14 protein-coding genes are annotated in these 15,405 nt (G+C 31.4%); 6 read left to right on the plus strand and 8 right to left on the minus strand.

Annotated features, from left to right (window positions below; translation table 11 throughout):
* The first annotated feature begins 144 nt into the window (after window positions 1-144).
* The 5 genes from ACKTTV_RS10560 to ACKTTV_RS10580 all read left to right on the plus strand — a co-directional run bounded on the left by ACKTTV_RS10560 (window position 145) and on the right by ACKTTV_RS10580 (window position 4,272).
* On the plus strand, window positions 145-1,371 hold the full coding sequence (locus ACKTTV_RS10560) for a type IX secretion system plug protein (RefSeq protein ID WP_408030809.1): 1,227 nt from the start codon (window positions 145-147) through the stop codon (window positions 1,369-1,371).
* Window positions 1,372-1,424: 53 nt separating this feature from the next.
* Window positions 1,425-1,811, plus strand: a complete 387-nt coding sequence (gene apaG / locus ACKTTV_RS10565) for a Co2+/Mg2+ efflux protein ApaG (RefSeq protein WP_408030810.1) — start codon at window positions 1,425-1,427, stop codon at window positions 1,809-1,811.
* Entirely contained in the window at window positions 1,811-2,926 is a 1,116-nt protein-coding gene (locus ACKTTV_RS10570; RefSeq protein ID WP_408030811.1) for a DUF3667 domain-containing protein, read from the plus strand. The genes apaG and ACKTTV_RS10570 overlap by 1 nt, the downstream gene beginning before the upstream one ends.
* Window positions 2,927-2,944: 18 nt before the next feature.
* Window positions 2,945-3,745, plus strand: coding sequence for a DUF6597 domain-containing transcriptional factor (locus ACKTTV_RS10575; RefSeq protein WP_408030812.1), 801 nt, complete (start codon window positions 2,945-2,947; stop codon window positions 3,743-3,745).
* A gap of 146 nt (window positions 3,746-3,891) precedes the next feature.
* Window positions 3,892-4,272 (plus strand): VOC family protein, encoded by a 381-nt coding sequence (locus ACKTTV_RS10580; protein WP_408030813.1) that lies wholly within the window; start codon window positions 3,892-3,894, stop codon window positions 4,270-4,272.
* Between the two features lie 25 nt (window positions 4,273-4,297).
* Here the strand turns inward: ACKTTV_RS10580 and ACKTTV_RS10585 are convergent, their stop codons facing one another.
* The 5 genes from ACKTTV_RS10585 to ACKTTV_RS10605 all read right to left on the minus strand — a co-directional run bounded on the left by ACKTTV_RS10585 (window position 4,298) and on the right by ACKTTV_RS10605 (window position 10,478).
* Window positions 4,298-5,803 (minus strand): alpha/beta hydrolase, encoded by a 1,506-nt coding sequence (locus tag ACKTTV_RS10585; protein WP_408030814.1) that lies wholly within the window; start codon window positions 5,801-5,803, stop codon window positions 4,298-4,300.
* A gap of 64 nt (window positions 5,804-5,867) precedes the next feature.
* Window positions 5,868-7,190: a hypothetical protein gene (locus ACKTTV_RS10590; protein WP_408030815.1), complete on the minus strand. Its 1,323-nt coding sequence runs from the start codon at window positions 7,188-7,190 to the stop codon at window positions 5,868-5,870.
* 7 nt (window positions 7,191-7,197) lie between these two features.
* Window positions 7,198-8,910, minus strand: a complete 1,713-nt coding sequence (locus ACKTTV_RS10595) for a hypothetical protein (RefSeq protein WP_408030816.1) — start codon at window positions 8,908-8,910, stop codon at window positions 7,198-7,200.
* A 97-nt stretch (window positions 8,911-9,007) separates the two neighbouring features.
* Window positions 9,008-9,679, minus strand: coding sequence for a hypothetical protein (locus ACKTTV_RS10600; protein ID WP_408030817.1), 672 nt, complete (start codon window positions 9,677-9,679; stop codon window positions 9,008-9,010).
* An 88-nt stretch (window positions 9,680-9,767) separates the two neighbouring features.
* The gene (locus ACKTTV_RS10605; protein WP_408030818.1) at window positions 9,768-10,478 is read right to left on the minus strand and encodes an NRDE family protein; all 711 of its coding nucleotides are present in this window, start codon (window positions 10,476-10,478) and stop codon (window positions 9,768-9,770) included.
* Window positions 10,479-10,605: 127 nt separating this feature from the next.
* On the opposite strand from ACKTTV_RS10605, the gene pruA reads away from it, so the two are divergent.
* On the plus strand, window positions 10,606-12,231 hold the full coding sequence (gene pruA, locus ACKTTV_RS10610; RefSeq protein WP_408030819.1) for an L-glutamate gamma-semialdehyde dehydrogenase: 1,626 nt from the start codon (window positions 10,606-10,608) through the stop codon (window positions 12,229-12,231).
* Window positions 12,232-12,298: 67 nt separating this feature from the next.
* On the opposite strand, the gene ACKTTV_RS10615 is transcribed toward pruA, so the two are convergent.
* From ACKTTV_RS10615 to ACKTTV_RS10625, 3 genes are all read right to left on the minus strand, one after another.
* The gene (locus tag ACKTTV_RS10615) at window positions 12,299-13,402 is read right to left on the minus strand and encodes an Omp28-related outer membrane protein (RefSeq protein WP_408030820.1); all 1,104 of its coding nucleotides are present in this window, start codon (window positions 13,400-13,402) and stop codon (window positions 12,299-12,301) included.
* A 175-nt stretch (window positions 13,403-13,577) separates the two neighbouring features.
* On the minus strand, window positions 13,578-14,204 hold the full coding sequence (gene trhA / locus ACKTTV_RS10620) for a PAQR family membrane homeostasis protein TrhA (RefSeq protein ID WP_408030821.1): 627 nt from the start codon (window positions 14,202-14,204) through the stop codon (window positions 13,578-13,580).
* 82 nt (window positions 14,205-14,286) lie between these two features.
* Window positions 14,287-15,357, minus strand: coding sequence for an Omp28-related outer membrane protein (locus tag ACKTTV_RS10625; RefSeq protein WP_408030822.1), 1,071 nt, complete (start codon window positions 15,355-15,357; stop codon window positions 14,287-14,289).
* Between the last annotated feature and the right edge of the window lie 48 nt (window positions 15,358-15,405).

Here is a 15,405-nt window from a genome sequence, read left to right on the forward strand (position 1 = left end):
GATTTTCTTAAAAAACATGCAAATTTAAAAATTTTGAAATCCACTTAAGAGCAATTCCTTTTTTATCTTTCTTAAAAACGTTTATTTATATCTGTTCTAAATAAAATAAAGGGTTTTGGCGTATATTTTGATATTTTTGTAATCATGAACAAGATTATACTTTATTTTTTATGCTTTGGTTTTACCACCTTTTTGAATGCTCAAAATGTAAAAAGCATACTATTAAGACCTGCGAATAATCCAAAGCAATACAATTCAATTGTTAAACTTGGTAATGTCTTAGAATTATCTTTTGATGATTTAGATGCTGATAATAAAGACTATTATTATAAAATAGAGCATATGACTCATGATTGGAAACCTAGCAACTTAACCAGTAGTCAATACATTGATGGGTTCGATCAAAACTCAATTATTGATGTTACCAATTCATTTAACTCATTACAAGCCTACACCCATTATTCTGTGCGTTTACCTAATGTAAATACGGTTATTACAAAAAGCGGAAATTATTTGATATCTGTTTTGAATGATGATTATGAAACGGTTTTTACTAGACGTTGTGTTTTTTACGAAGACAAAAGCATTGTTGGAGTGGCAACCTTAAGAAGTAGAAGTACAAACACCAGCCAAACAGACCAAACAGTGCAGTTTCGCGTAAGCCATCCTGGTATTATTCTGAACAACCCTAATCAGGAAATTAAGGCAGCCTTAATTCAAAATAACGACTGGAATTCAGTTATAAATGATATTCCACCCTTATTCATTCAACCGAACCTTCTAGTATACAACCATATAAATTACACGAATTTCCCTGGTAACAATGAGTTTTACTTCTTCGACACAAAATATGTTCGAAACACAAGTTTAAACATAGCTAATGTTGTAAGAGATAACATTTATCATACTTATTTATTTACAGATGAACCTAAAGCCAACAGGTCGTACACATTTAACCCTGATATCAATGGCCAATTTGTTATTAACTCTTTAGACCCTAACACTAGCGACTCAAGAACAGAAGCAGACTACAGTATGATTCATTTCTCTTTAAAACTTGATACTCCTATAAAAAATAAAGAGGTTTATGTATATGGTGCCTTTAATGATTTTGAACTTTCAGATGAAAATAAAATGACATATAATGAAGAAGCTGGAGCTTATGAAACTTCTATTTTGTTAAAACAAGGCTTTTATAACTACACTTATGCAGTGGTTGACAACGAAAACAATATCGACTTAAAAACTATTGGAGGTTCATTTTTTGAAACTGAAAATGAATACACTGCCCTTATTTATTACCGCCCTATTGGTGGTTTTTATGACAGAGTTATTGGTGTTGGATATGGTTTTTTCAATCAAAACAGGTAAGAAAACCTCAGTATTTCTATAAGAATTCAATTTTTATAAGTACTTTTATTTTCATGTTTCAACAAATAACTAAAGGAATAAAGATTTCGGTCAAGACCAAATACAATGGAACTAGATATAGAGGTCATACGACATACTATGCGTTTAGTTATTTTATTTCAATTGAAAACTACTCTTCCCAAACGGTTCAATTACTCGAGCGCTTCTGGGTTATTTTTGACTCTCTTAATAACGTAGAAGAAGTTAATGGCAAAGGAGTAGTTGGGCAAACGCCCACTCTAAAACCTCGCGAGGTATACAATTACCAATCGCATTGTTTTTTAGTTTCTTCAATTGGTGCTATGAGCGGAAGATATAAGATGATTGACACCTCCTCCCTAGAGGAATTTTTTGTTACAATTCCAACTTTTCAACTAACAACAACTCCGAGGCTTAATTAATGATTAAGAAAAATAAAGCATTAAAAGTAAAAGACCCTAATTGTTTAAATTGTGGGTATCCATTTTCTGGACATGAAAAATTTTGCCCCGAATGCGGGCAAGACAACAAAGGAAGTAAAATTACTTTTGCCAATTTCATGACTGAAATGTTTCGTGGTTTCTTCTCTTGGGATGCAAAATTTTGGAGGACTTTGTTTCCATTACTAGTAAGTCCTGGAAAAGTATCTGCTGATTATATTTCTGGAAAAAGAAATCGTTACTCTAATCCATTTCGATTTTATTTAACCATTTCAGTTTTGTTCTTTTTATTATTGAGCATTAACGAAACCTATAAAAAATTCAATGAGCTGAACTCTGCTGAAACTAATGATAAACAAACTTTTAACATAAATCTAAATCCTAATATTAATAAAGACTCTCTTACACAAGCAATCGTTCGTGATATTGAGAATCAAAAATACATCCCTGTTTCAAAGCAAACTACCAAGGAAATCAAGGACACTTTGAAACAAGCAGATAGTATTACGCGAAACGTATCCAACAGTTCAGGCATTTTCACTAGCTCTAAATTCATGGAAAACATGCTGCAATACAGCAAGTACAACCCAGAAGTTAGCACAGATCAGGCCCTAAAAAATATTGGATTAGAAACCAACTTTACAAATCGTTTTTGGTATACTAGAGCGAAAAAAATCAACAAAATAACAACAGACAAAGACGAAAGACGCAATTTATTTCAACAAATAATTTCAATGGGGTCTATTTCTTTATTTATACTTCTCCCGTTATTCACATTATGTTTGAAGTTAATTTACATAAGAAGGAAATACACCTATGTTGAACATTTAATTTTTGTATTTCATGTCCAAACGGTGTTTTTCCTTTTACTGACTATTTTCTTATTAATAAGTATGGCTAGCTCTTCCGAATTAGAAGATATAAGCTACATTTTCCTAATACTTTTTGGCATCTATTTATACTTAGCAATGAAAAGATTTTATAAGCAAGGGTATTTCAAAACTTTTTTCAAATACATCATAGCTAATTTCTTTTTCACAACATTAATAACTCTAGGAATATTAACTATTTCGGCAATTGTATTTTCAACCTACTAGGCGTAAAAAGTTTGTTTGATGGAAAAGCTTTCACTTATAAGAGATCGTTTTAAGCCCATTCAACCAAGCGTAAAAGATGAAAACACGATTTCATATACAGAATTTGAGCCCTCTGTTTTTCTAAGAAATCATATTCATTGTTTGTGGCAATTAAAAACAGAAAACACCCTAGTAGCTCCCTTTAATTATCGAGTTGTTTCTGACGGCTGTATTGATGTTTTTTTCGACTTAAACAATACAGAAGACAACTTTATCATGGGATTCTGTAAAGAATTCAAAGAGTTTCCTATTGGAACTAAATTCAATTATGTTGGTATTCGTTTTTACCCATCTATTTTTCCAACTTTATTTAAAATCGCAGCAAAAGAACTAAGTAATTCAGACATTCCTTTAAATCATATTGAAAAGGATTTTTCTTCATTTATATCAAACCTACAAAACAACAATCTAGAAAAATCTATTAGTAAAATAGACGATTACCTTACTTCAATTATTAAGAATTCTGAAACTACAATAGACATGCGTTTTTTTAATGCGTTTATAGTGATACTTGAAGCAAATGGGAATATAGAAACTGAAAGTCAATTAAACACTGGACTTAGCCCAAGACAATTAAGAAGGATGTTCAATTACTACATTGGCACCACGCCAAAATCATTTAGTCTCGTGGTTCGATTTCAACATGTTTTAAACAAACTAATAAATTCAAAAATTACTAATAGTGGTATTTTCTTAGATGCCGGATTTTACGACCAAGCTCACTTCATAAAAAACTTCAGTCAGTTTTATGGAATTTCTCCGATGAAGGTATTTCTTTAAAATGACCGATTTTTACAATACTTCCCTTATTTCCTGATCTAGATTTGCCTTCAAATAATAGATACATTATGAAATACACATTAATACTTATAAGTACTTTATTCACCTTAATTAGTAACCACCCTAGAAATATTAAAAAAAGACACATGAAACTAAACGCAGGAATTATTACCGAAAACTTCAATGAAACAAAGAAATTTTATATTGAAACCTTAGGATTTGGTATTTCTTTCGAAAATGACTTTTATTTATTGTTACACACACCAAATCATGAGGCAGAAGTAAGTTTTTTAAAACCAAATCATCCAAGTCAAAAACCAATTTTCCAGCCTGCTTTTCAGGGAAAAGGTGTTTATTTCACTTTAGAAGTAGAAGATGTTGATTTGATTTATAAAAAGTTTCAGAAAAAGAACATCAAAATCACAGTACCTATACGAGATGAGCCATGGGGAGATAGACACTTTGCCATTGTTGACCCTAATGGAATTGGAATTGATATTGTTACATATCGTAAACCCAATAAATAAAAAAAGGTGCTAAAAGCACCTTTTTTTATTTTAAAGACAACTTGTCTAAAAATTCATTTGTTACTCTATCTACCTGTCTAGAATGTTCTCCAAACCAAATAAAATGATTTGCTCCTTTTACTATATGTAGTTGAACATCATTTCCTCTTTTTTTCATTTCATCATAAAAATACTGAGCAGTCTCAAGCTCACATCGTCGATCTTTTTCCCCATGAATTAACATGAATTTAGTTGGCGTTTTTGCTACTAAATGATTAGGCGAAATCAATTTTACCTCATCTTTATTTTCGAGTTTTTCACTTACCCATCTATTATTTCTAGTAGTTAAATCATACACGCCTCCATTTACAATTACAGCGTTAGGAATAGCACTCACACTTAAATCATCCGTTGATGCGTTCAAATCTTTATTCAACACAGTTGCCATTGCTAAATGTCCACCCGCAGAATTTCCTGTTACTACAACTTTATTTGGATCGGCCCCGTATTTTTTAGCGTTTTTCCTTAACCATCGTAAAGCAGATTTAGCATCTTTAACCGCTTCAAAAGGATAGGTTCCATGCCTTCCTTTTAGACGATACTCTATCGCTGCCACAACCCAACCATTGTTTTTATATTCCTCTGCAGCACCAAAAAACCAATCGGGCTTACCATAACCCCAGCTACCTCCATGAAAATGAACCATTAAAGGTTTTAACTCATTTGTATTAGACTTTGCTGGCAAAAACAAATGCATTTCCAATTGATGATTATCTACCGTTTTATAAATTTCTATTAAATGCTTTTCTCTTCCCTTCTTATGATTATCATACAACTCTTTCACTTCATTCAGATAGTCATTATTCTGACATGTTGAAATAAAGTCTTTATAAACACTATCAATATTTTCTATACCAAAATCTCCAATTTGTTTATTCAAATATTCTTTTCGCCAGTAATCTCTAACCTTATTATCTTTAAATAATCTATTAATTAGTTTCCAATTCGCTCTTAACTCCTGATTATCCAATCCAGCGAATTCATCTGTTCTAAGAATCTTATCAACCTCAATTTCCATGTATTCTCTAAAATACCTTTGAAAATCTTGGTTTTTAATAGAGTTAATTTTATCGAAATCAGCTAGATTATTAGCTATTCTTAGTTGATTCTTTTCTGATAATACTACTCGTTTTCCCGTTAAGTTATAATGAAGATTTGGATATCTTAAAATAAACCAATCAAAAAGAGATCGAATTCCTAGCTCTTCATTTGTATAGAGCTCTTCACTAATAATGCCTTTATTCAACTTCCGATGATTTTCATAAACCTCTCTTAGAGAATCTACCTTGAATGTAAAATCATTTTGATTTGAACTATATAAACTCACAAAATCCTTCCCTAAAAAATTATCAACCCCCCGAACGAACTCTGACTGTTCTTTTAAGAAGGTTTTATCGTTTAAGAGATAATCGGGTGATTTTTTCTTACATGAAATAGCAACTGCCAAGAATAATATTAAAGCAGTTATTTTTTGAATGGGTAAGTTATTCATTTTAGGGTTATTAATTCACACTAAAATAAACATTATTCTAATACCGAAGACCTCCGCAGAAACATTAAAATAAACCTCCACTAAGAATTGAATTAATAGGAGCTTTAGAAAAGAACAAGTTTAAAGTAAAGTGATTATCCATTTCTATTTGGAGAGATCCTTTTTTTAGATTCTTAAGAAGACTATTTTTAAAATAAAAACGTTTACCAAAACTTTCAAAATTAACTTTAAGTATAAATTTCGTTTCAGGGAGTGTGTTTTTTTGAAATACCCCCAAATTATCATCACCTCCGGAAAACATCAAAACTCCGTCATCAAACGATTTTACTTCAGTTTTAAAAAATGGATTTAATGTTAATACTTCCGAATCTTCAACGTTCTTAATGAATGATTTCCTTTTCAAGTATGAATAAAACGCTCCCCCTCCTAAATAAATTTTGGAAACAGGTACTTTCTTTTCCTTTATTTCCTTCTTTTCTATTTTATTAAAATCATCATCATAGTCATAACTGACGATTGTATCTTGTTTTACTTTTACATCTAAAACTTGAGCTCTCAACTCTCCATCCCAATACTTTTCAATAGAATCCAGCTCTATTGTTGCTATTTTTTTCAGCTTCTTTTTTTGTTCTTCAGAAACTAAACCAATAACTTCCTTTGCATTTATTTTACCATAGAGACTAGCTATGGATTTTTCGGAAGCTTTAAACATTTCTGGAAGCAATAAGTTTTCAAACTTCCACCATTTTCCGGTAAGGTTGAGAGTACTTTCTTCTTTTGTTAACTTCAAAAAATCTCCTTCTGTTGTTCCTCCTAAAACCAGCGCATTATTATCTTCAATGAAGGTTATCAGTGCATCATTTTTACTTAGATAATCCTTTTGATTTACGAGCTTTTCTAAAACTAGTTTTTCATCTTTTTCTTGGGTAAAAACAAACACCAGTTTATTTTCAACAACGGTGTAAATAAGGTTCTTCTTTCTAAAATACAGGATATTTTTATAAACGTTTTCTGGTAAGTTTTGTTCTTTAAAATACAATTTCAATTCATCATAATCTTTAATAGCGACTTCACTACTATACCATGCATCATTTAAATCATCTGAAAAACTATAAAGAAATAAATTTGAAGGAATCTCAATTTGCTTAAATAATGAAACCCTTTTTTCTTTTCCTGCTTCTCTTTCTTTGGATTGAAAGATAAGAGATGGGTTAAAAACATATTCCTTTAATACGATATATTCTAACTCACGTAAATTCACACGAACTACTTTTTTAGCAGTTTTTGGTATCGTATTTACAAAATTTACGGTTGGATTATATCTAAAATATCCAACCGTAAATACTATTATAATTATAACAAGTAAAGTATATACTATTTTTTTCACTATTGACTTATTTGGCTATCTGATTGATAAACTCAAACAACAATTTCAAAGTATTCTCTTCTCTTCCCATTGTATTTAGCTTTAACTCTGAAGAAATGGTGCTTCCTTTAATTCTAGAAACTTTAAATACCGCATCCTTTAGATTTTCACTCGAAAAGTTAAGCATCCTCCTCTCACTCTTGCCAGCATATTTTTTTGGAAATTTATCTAACAACGCGTTTACATTGGCATATAGTACAGAAGTGTTATTTCTCATTAATTTTCCATACTTATTAGACTTACCTAATGATCTTCCAGCGGCAAAATTAACAGCTTCTGTTTTTGATGTAGTTACATAAAGAATATCATTATTAACCACTGCATATATAGGAAAAGGCAATTCTTTTGTTTTCTCTACAAACTCATATACACGGTTATTAGCACTTAACACCTTATACTTTTCTCCTATTTTTAAAGCCTTTTTCCAAATACCTTGTTCCTTAGAACCAATCATTAACGTAAAATCAGGCACAACAGTTTCTTTCTTCTTGGTTACTTCTTTTCTCTTGTAATTTTCGTCATAGTCATAGCTTTTGTAAGACACCTCTTTTTTACCAAAATCATTCAATACAAATAACGCATCACCAGTGATTAACTCACCTACCGCCTCTTCATCAATTAAGATTGCTAATAAATCTCCAACAATATTAATTTCATTTTTAAAAGAAGGAATCATCCCTCCATACAAATTAGTAAGCATATCTGGATACTGAACTAACATTTCTTCAGTATTAATTGACATACTCCAAAATGCTAAAGCTTTATCATGATTAAAACTATTGATTAGCTTTTTATCCAATCTTTTATTATAAATCTTTTTCATGTACTTCTTCATGTTATCACTTACTTCCATGTCTAAAGAAATACGAGCATTATCTTTATCAAAAAATAGATTTGCCGAAACCTCATCTATTCCGTACACATTTGAATTATTGAAATTAATCAAACCATTCGAAAGAAGCTTATCGTATGATTTCATGAAGCTCCCCATTAAAGAGCCGTAACTAGGTAACCACAATGTTACTGCCGAGTTTTTCTTCTTACTCTTTTGAAAAGAAGAATTTGAGCTTAGGTTATTACGAATATTCCCATTAAAAACATGCTCAGCATAGTCTTTTGCCCATCCATTGGCAATTCTTCTCTTAAATTTATAACTAGCTTCTCCTTCTTCCTTTTGCTTTTCTAAACGTTCCTTATGCTCATTGAAATAAGAATAAGAACGATCACCATTGACCATTAAAAGTACATCTTCATTCCAAATGGTTATATCACTATACCCTTGAAGAATGTTATATCCATTTTTTCTTACTATTTTTTTTAGCTTCGACTTTCTTAAATTGGCTTCAAACTGCTTTCTATCTTTTAATTCAACCATAATGTTGTGATAAGAAATACTGTCTGTTTGCTTAAAGAAATAATAAGCATTTGACCCTAAATCAATCCCTATATCTTCAACTGAATTAATTTTATTATTATCTTCTCTTTTCCTATTTGCATCTTTTAATATTTCTTTTCCTAAAGCACTTGAATTGATATCTGAAAAGCTAATTAATTTAAATACATTCTTAGCATTTCCAGCAACAACCACACTCGAATTGCTTGGTATTCTATTTTCTATTTTTTGAGCTTTTCCAGTTAAAAATGCACCTAGTAAGGCCAAGGTGGCTAATGATTTTTTCATTTCTATTATTTTTTCGGTCTGATTTAGCTTTTATTTTAGTTTTATTAAGGGGTTGTGCGATCAACTAAAACATAAAGACTTTGATTGATTTTTGTTTTTAATTATATAATTGAATACTATTTTTAATAGTCTGTTTATTCGTTATGATATCTTGCGCCATTACTCTTAACATTACGGCTTTTTTGTTCTTTGAAACCCTTGCCTGATCATTTGAACAAGATTCTACTGGGTTTGAAAAACGATATATTCCAGTATAGCTAGCATTTTCAAACACTTCTCTATCTTGAGATTTTGTTTTTTGAAATTCTTTTCCAATGTTAAAATGATGGCTTCTTACAAACTTCTTTTCAGCCCTATTGAAACTAAAATGTCTATGCTTTTTAATTTTTTGAGCTTCAGCTTTCGAACTAAAACTCTCTAATACTGAATTGATGGATTCTACATTTTTAAAGTCACATGAAATAGTAACTATAAACTCCTTAAAATCTATTGACTTTTTTACATTGCTAATCCCTGAAGTTTTCTTTATTTTCTCAACGGCCTTAGATACATGCTTCTGAATATCTAATTTTGAAGGAACCTTATATCCATTAATACTATCTAAAAGCATTATTGAAGCCAATTTTGTTTTACTCTGACTTAAATTAACGGTAATTACAGCACTTCCTGAACCATCATTATTAAAAGTAATTTCCTCAACAAACTCAAAACAGCTTGTAAATAGTAATAAGGTTAAAACTGAGATTATAGTTAATTGTTTGTAACTCATAATAATTTTTTACAAACATACCAAAATTTGAAATCATAACCTCAATAAACCTATAAGTGTTATTTAAAGTTTATTATTCGTTAATAAATTATATCTGAAACTCTTTCTCAAGTAGTTCTGAGTTCACTTCTGAAATGTATTCAAGAGAAATTTTAGTTTTGTTTTTGACAATACATGTTGTACTTGTAGTTTCGACAAACTCTCGTTTCATTTTAACTGCCGTTTCAGGAGTTCCTTTAGTATCATTTCGGTGAAAAGCGATAATATTTTCTTTTTCAAAAACGCTGTTTTCATTAAGCCATTGAGCAAACCATTCCTTTCGTTCTTCTTTCATTACTTCATCATATAATGTTGATGAAGACCATATATGGGGTTTATTATCAATTTTCTTGAAATGTTTCTTCTCTCCATCCCAAACCAATTCATAAATCATTAGCTCTTCTAACCATTCTACTAAAACAATTGTAAAGGGCTCTACTCCCTCAAAGGAAAAATGGTTTATTTCGTTTACTGCACTTTCGGTAGTAAGTAGAAGTTTTACAATAATACCGCGGCTCATCTTATATGATTTTTCCCTTTTATGCTTTTTAAAACCTCCGTTTAATAGACAAATTAATCGATGTTTTTCACTTACCCCAATCCATGTACCACCAGCAAGTTCATCTTTTGGATATGTAAGCTTAACCCCACTTTCAACATAGTCTTTTGGAGCTATTGTTTTCCTTTTAGGGTTTTCATCTCTATTTGAAGTTAAAATGAAATTATTGTCTCCTAAAGGCAAAAAGGTTACTGTGCACATATTGTATTGTTTTTGGGTAAATAAGACGTAAAAACCACTCAATTATTACTAAAAATAACCGTAACTTTGTACTTTCTAAACAGAATACAAACAAAGGAATAATTTTAATAACAAACAACACATAAAAATGGGAAAAGGTTTTTTTCATGTACCAACTGCCATTAATGAGCCTGTGAAAGGATATGCTCCAGGTTCTCCTGAAAGAGAAGCGGTTTCAAAACAATACAAAGAATTTTTTAACGGATCAGTGGATGTACCAATGTATATTGGTAGTGAAGAAGTAAGAACTGGAAATACCCAAAACATGACTCCTCCGCACGACCATCAACACGTTGTAGGTCAATATCACATAGGAGATAGAAGTCATGCTGAAAAAGCTATTGAAGTTGCTTTAGAAGCTAGAAAAGAATGGGCTCAAATGCCATGGGAACAAAGAGCAGCTATCTTTTTACGTGCTGCTGAGTTAATTGCAGGTCCTTACCGTGCTAAAATTAACGCAGCTACGATGATTGCTCAGTCAAAAACTGTTCACCAGGCTGAAATTGATGCAGCATGTGAGTTGATTGACTTTTTACGTTTTAACGTAGAGTACATGTCTGATATTTATAATGAGCAACCAAATTCTGATGAAGGAATATGGAACCGCGTTGAGTACAGACCATTAGAAGGTTTTGTTTACGCTATTACTCCATTTAACTTTACTGCAATTGCTGCTAACTTACCAGCATCTGCTGCTATGATGGGTAATGTTGTTGTTTGGAAGCCATCTGACAGTCAAATTTTCTCAGCAAAAGTAATTGTTGATGTATTTAAAGAAGCTGGAGTTCCTGACGGAGTAATCAACTTAGTTTATGGAAATCCTGTTGAAATTACCGACGCTGTTTTAGCTTCACCTGATTTTGCTGGAATACACTTTACTGGATCTACTTACGTATTTAAAGAACTTTGGAAAAAGATTGGTGAGAACATCCACACTTACAAAACATATCCAAAAATTGTTGGTGAAACTGGAGGTAAAGATTTTATCATTGCTCACCCTTCTGCAAATCCTAAGCAAGTTGCTACAGGTATTTCAAGAGGAGCTTTTGAATTCCAAGGACAAAAGTGTTCTGCTGCTTCAAGAGTTTACCTTCCTAAATCTATTGCTAATGAAGTGTTAGATTTCGTAAAAGAAGATGTTGCTTCTTTCAAAATCGGATCTCCTGAAGATATGAGCAATTTTATTACTGCTGTTATCCATGAAGGTTCTTTCGACAAGTTAGCTAAGTATATTGACCAAGCTAAAGAGGATGCTGATGCTGAAATCATTGCAGGTGGTAACTATGATAAATCAAAAGGATATTTTATTGATCCAACAGTTATCTTAACTACAAATCCAAAGTATACTACTATGGAAACTGAATTGTTCGGTCCTGTAGTTACTATTTATGTATATGAAGATGCCGAATGGGCTGAAACTTTAAAGTTAGTTGACGGTACTTCTGAATATGCTTTAACTGGAGCTGTATTCTCAACAGATAGATATGCTGTTACTGAAGCTACAAAAGCTTTAGAAAACTGTGCTGGAAACTTCTATATTAATGACAAGCCAACAGGTGCTGTAGTTGGACAACAACCATTTGGGGGAGCAAGAGCTTCAGGAACAAATGACAAAGCAGGATCTGCTCAAAACTTATTACGTTGGGTATCTCCACGTTTAATCAAAGAAACATTTGTTTCTCCATCTGATTATCGTTACCCATTTTTAGGTTAAGATATTTTTCTATATAAGAAAGCTGCTCATTCCTGAGCAGCTTTTTTTTATGTAAATAACTGATGAGTTAATTTATAAACTCAAATTCGTTGCTTTGACCTGCCTTAACTAATCTTGCATTCAATATTTCATTTGTTTCAGAATCTAACACCATAGCCACAAAACTAACTTTGGAAATATTATTAATGTTTAACGGAACTGCTATTTGAAAATCTCTTTCATATAAATTACTACTTATAAATTGCGAACTATTCATTTCTTCTCCCCTAACATCAGTAAGAGCATACCTTAAAACATAATCATGTACAAAGTTCTTAGCTACACCGTCTGTAGTAATTTCAGGATAATACTCTGTATAATTTGCTTGATCTTGTACAACACCATCTTCCGTTGCAAATACTACCAACTTCGTTTTATTCGGATACATGTTACCAAACATTGCTTTTACATTTAAAAGAATATTATTTCCTTCTAATCTTGAAACAAGTTTGAGTCCAAGAAAGGCTTTTTCTTCTATCCTATTTGTTATTTTATCTAACATAGTTCCTTCATCAATATCACCAGCTTCTCTCCAAAACCTTTTCCTATCAATCATTGCTGAAGGAAATGCCGTAATATCGAAATACCTTGTGAGTTGATTAGCATATGCATTGGTCATAATATCATTAGTATGAACAGCAACAGGAATGAATTGATTCGTCTTAGATTTTAATAATTCTATTGCATGAGATACTCTCGGACAAAATCCGCACCAATCACCTGTATAATCTTCAATAACTATATTTTTCTTGAAGGCTCTATTCCCTCTATTTTGAGTTTTTAATTGCAAAACTGGACTTTCCTGCCCTTCATATACTGCCTTTACTCGATAAGTGTTAACACTTGCAGGAATAAATGTATTTCCATCAATCTTTTCATCATTTACATAAATAATCGCTTCCCTAGAAATATCTCGATCTTGATAATATGGAGAATTCCCCTGAGGACTTATATTTACTTTCTTTTTCACCTGCAGCACAACCTCTTCTCCCACAAAAGCAATGGTACCAGAATTGTAATTTGTTACCTTTAATTCGACTTTATCTTTTAGAGTGTTTTCATTAGAACAAGAAAACATAAAAATCATAATAGCAATAATTGCTAAACCTCTATTTTTTTCAAAGAATTTCATACTAATTTATTTTTGGTTTATCAAAAACAAACATAAAAATCAATTATAAGTGAAGTAGTTAACAATATTTTAATTACTCTAAAGAGATTCATAAAAAATTCAAACTAATCAGAATTTTAGTTAACAAAATTCCGTTTTACGATTACCACGTCAGTAAAAACCAACCACTAAAAAATTATCTAATTACGTAATTTAATATCATGAAGTAATGACAAATGGCTCCACCCAAAACAAAGAAATGCCAAATAACATGGTGAAATGGAATTTTCTTAATTGCATAGAAGATAATTCCAATAGTATAAAAGGCTCCTCCTCCCCATAAAAGTTGAATTCCTTCAGGATTCATAGCAAGTTTTAACGCCTGAAAATCCAATACAATTAACCACCCCATTACCAAGTATAAAAGTGTAGATAAAAAACCAAACCTGCCTGTAAAAAAAAGTTTTAATATTGCTCCCACTAACGCTATTCCCCATACTAAATAAAACAATAACCAGCCTTTACTTTCCGCTAACAACAAAAGAACAACAGGAGTATAGGTTCCTGCGATAAGAAGGTAAATGCTAATGTGATCAACAATTCTAAATTTTCTCTTTTTCTCTTCTGTTTTTGCTGCATGATACAACGCCGAGGCGCTAAATAAAACGATAATCGAAATTCCATAAATAACAATACTAAATATACTCCAAGGTCTATTTGTATTATACATCAACAAGGCTACCAATCCAAATACTCCCATAAAAGCACCAACTGCATGGGAAATAGTGTTCCATTTTTCTTCTAATGGTGTTTGAAAATCCATAAAAACAAAAATAAAAAAAAGTGCGTATTACCATAATGGTATACGCACCTTATCTCATTGTTTAGATGAATTTGACTAAGAATTATTTTAATTGGTAGTCGTTAGTCTGATTTGCCTTAACACTTCTTGCATTAACTGATTCCTTATTTTCAGCATAAGAAACAATTGCTACAAAACTTAACTTTGTTTTATCAGCGATTGAAGCTGGAATATCAGCTCTAAATTCTTTTTCATATGTATTTCCTTTTACAGTTTCAGCACTTCCTATTGCATCTCCAAGTACATTTGTAAAAGAGTGTCTTAATACATGATCATGAACAAAATCATTGATTTCATCAACTCCTCCATAATAATCAGTATAGTTGGCTTGTTTTAACACGATACCATCTTCCAAAGCAAACACCGTAAGTTTTAAGTTTTCTCTAACAGAGTTTCCAAATTTCACAGATACCGTAACTTTCATTTCGGTATCCGTAACCTCAGATGCCAATTTAACTCCAAAAGGAATTCCTTTTTCTACTAAATCAGTAACTTGAGCTAAATTTTGCGGCTCTGGATACGTCCATTTGTTTTTTCTATCAACATAAGCCGTAGGGAAACCATCAACACTAAAAGCATTTGCTAAAGCTCTTGAGTAATCATTTTCCATTGGATCGTTATTTGCCAAATGAGCTGCTACTGTAACCACATTATCAGTTTGTTCGTACACTTTTTCAATTGCATACGATACTCGTGGACACCATCCACACCAATTACCGGTGTAGTCCTCGATTAAAGCAACCTTTTGAAATACATCTCCTTTTTCTTCAGAATAGAATGTAATTCTATTACTACTTTCAAAACCTTTGTAAATTGCTTTTACCACATATTCTTTTTCAACAGCTGGAGTAAATGCATTTCCTGTAATCCTTTCATCGTTAACATAAAATTCTACTCCTTCTGACAATTCAGTGAAAGAGTTTACAATCGCTGTAAATTTTACTTCTTCACCAATGAACACCAAAGTTTTATCAACGTTCATAGTAAGGACTAATGAATGAACCGTAGTTTCACCACCCCCCTCAGATTCTGAACCTGAACAGGATACGAAAAACACAGTTAAAAAAACTAAGATTAACTGGCTTAAACTTCTTTTTTTAATAGTTTTAATCATATTATTGCTTTTTTTAAATTAAGTTAATTAGTTGAGTTAAAATAAAAC

The organism is Tenacibaculum xiamenense, from assembly GCF_964513065.1.
GTDB lineage: Bacteria > Bacteroidota > Bacteroidia > Flavobacteriales > Flavobacteriaceae > Polaribacter > Polaribacter xiamenense.

Bases quoted from the DNA above. Each gene is read 5' to 3' on its own strand.
- ACKTTV_RS10585 (WP_408030814.1), bottom strand. From the start codon at position 5,803: ATGAATAACTTACCCATTCAAAAAATAACTGCTTTAATATTATTCTTG.
- ACKTTV_RS10560 (WP_408030809.1), top strand. From the start codon at position 145: ATGAACAAGATTATACTTTATTTTTTATGCTTTGGTTTTACCACCTTT.
- pruA (WP_408030819.1), top strand. From the start codon at position 10,606: ATGGGAAAAGGTTTTTTTCATGTACCAACTGCCATTAATGAGCCTGTG.
- ACKTTV_RS10615 (WP_408030820.1), bottom strand. From the start codon at position 13,402: ATGAAATTCTTTGAAAAAAATAGAGGTTTAGCAATTATTGCTATTATG.
- ACKTTV_RS10570 (WP_408030811.1), top strand. From the start codon at position 1,811: ATGATTAAGAAAAATAAAGCATTAAAAGTAAAAGACCCTAATTGTTTA.
- apaG (WP_408030810.1), top strand. From the start codon at position 1,425: ATGTTTCAACAAATAACTAAAGGAATAAAGATTTCGGTCAAGACCAAA.
- ACKTTV_RS10605 (WP_408030818.1), bottom strand. From the start codon at position 10,478: ATGTGCACAGTAACCTTTTTGCCTTTAGGAGACAATAATTTCATTTTA.
- ACKTTV_RS10600 (WP_408030817.1), bottom strand. From the start codon at position 9,679: ATGAGTTACAAACAATTAACTATAATCTCAGTTTTAACCTTATTACTA.
- ACKTTV_RS10595 (WP_408030816.1), bottom strand. From the start codon at position 8,910: ATGAAAAAATCATTAGCCACCTTGGCCTTACTAGGTGCATTTTTAACT.
- trhA (WP_408030821.1), bottom strand. From the start codon at position 14,204: ATGGATTTTCAAACACCATTAGAAGAAAAATGGAACACTATTTCCCAT.
- ACKTTV_RS10575 (WP_408030812.1), top strand. From the start codon at position 2,945: ATGGAAAAGCTTTCACTTATAAGAGATCGTTTTAAGCCCATTCAACCA.
- ACKTTV_RS10625 (WP_408030822.1), bottom strand. From the start codon at position 15,357: ATGATTAAAACTATTAAAAAAAGAAGTTTAAGCCAGTTAATCTTAGTT.
- ACKTTV_RS10580 (WP_408030813.1), top strand. From the start codon at position 3,892: ATGAAACTAAACGCAGGAATTATTACCGAAAACTTCAATGAAACAAAG.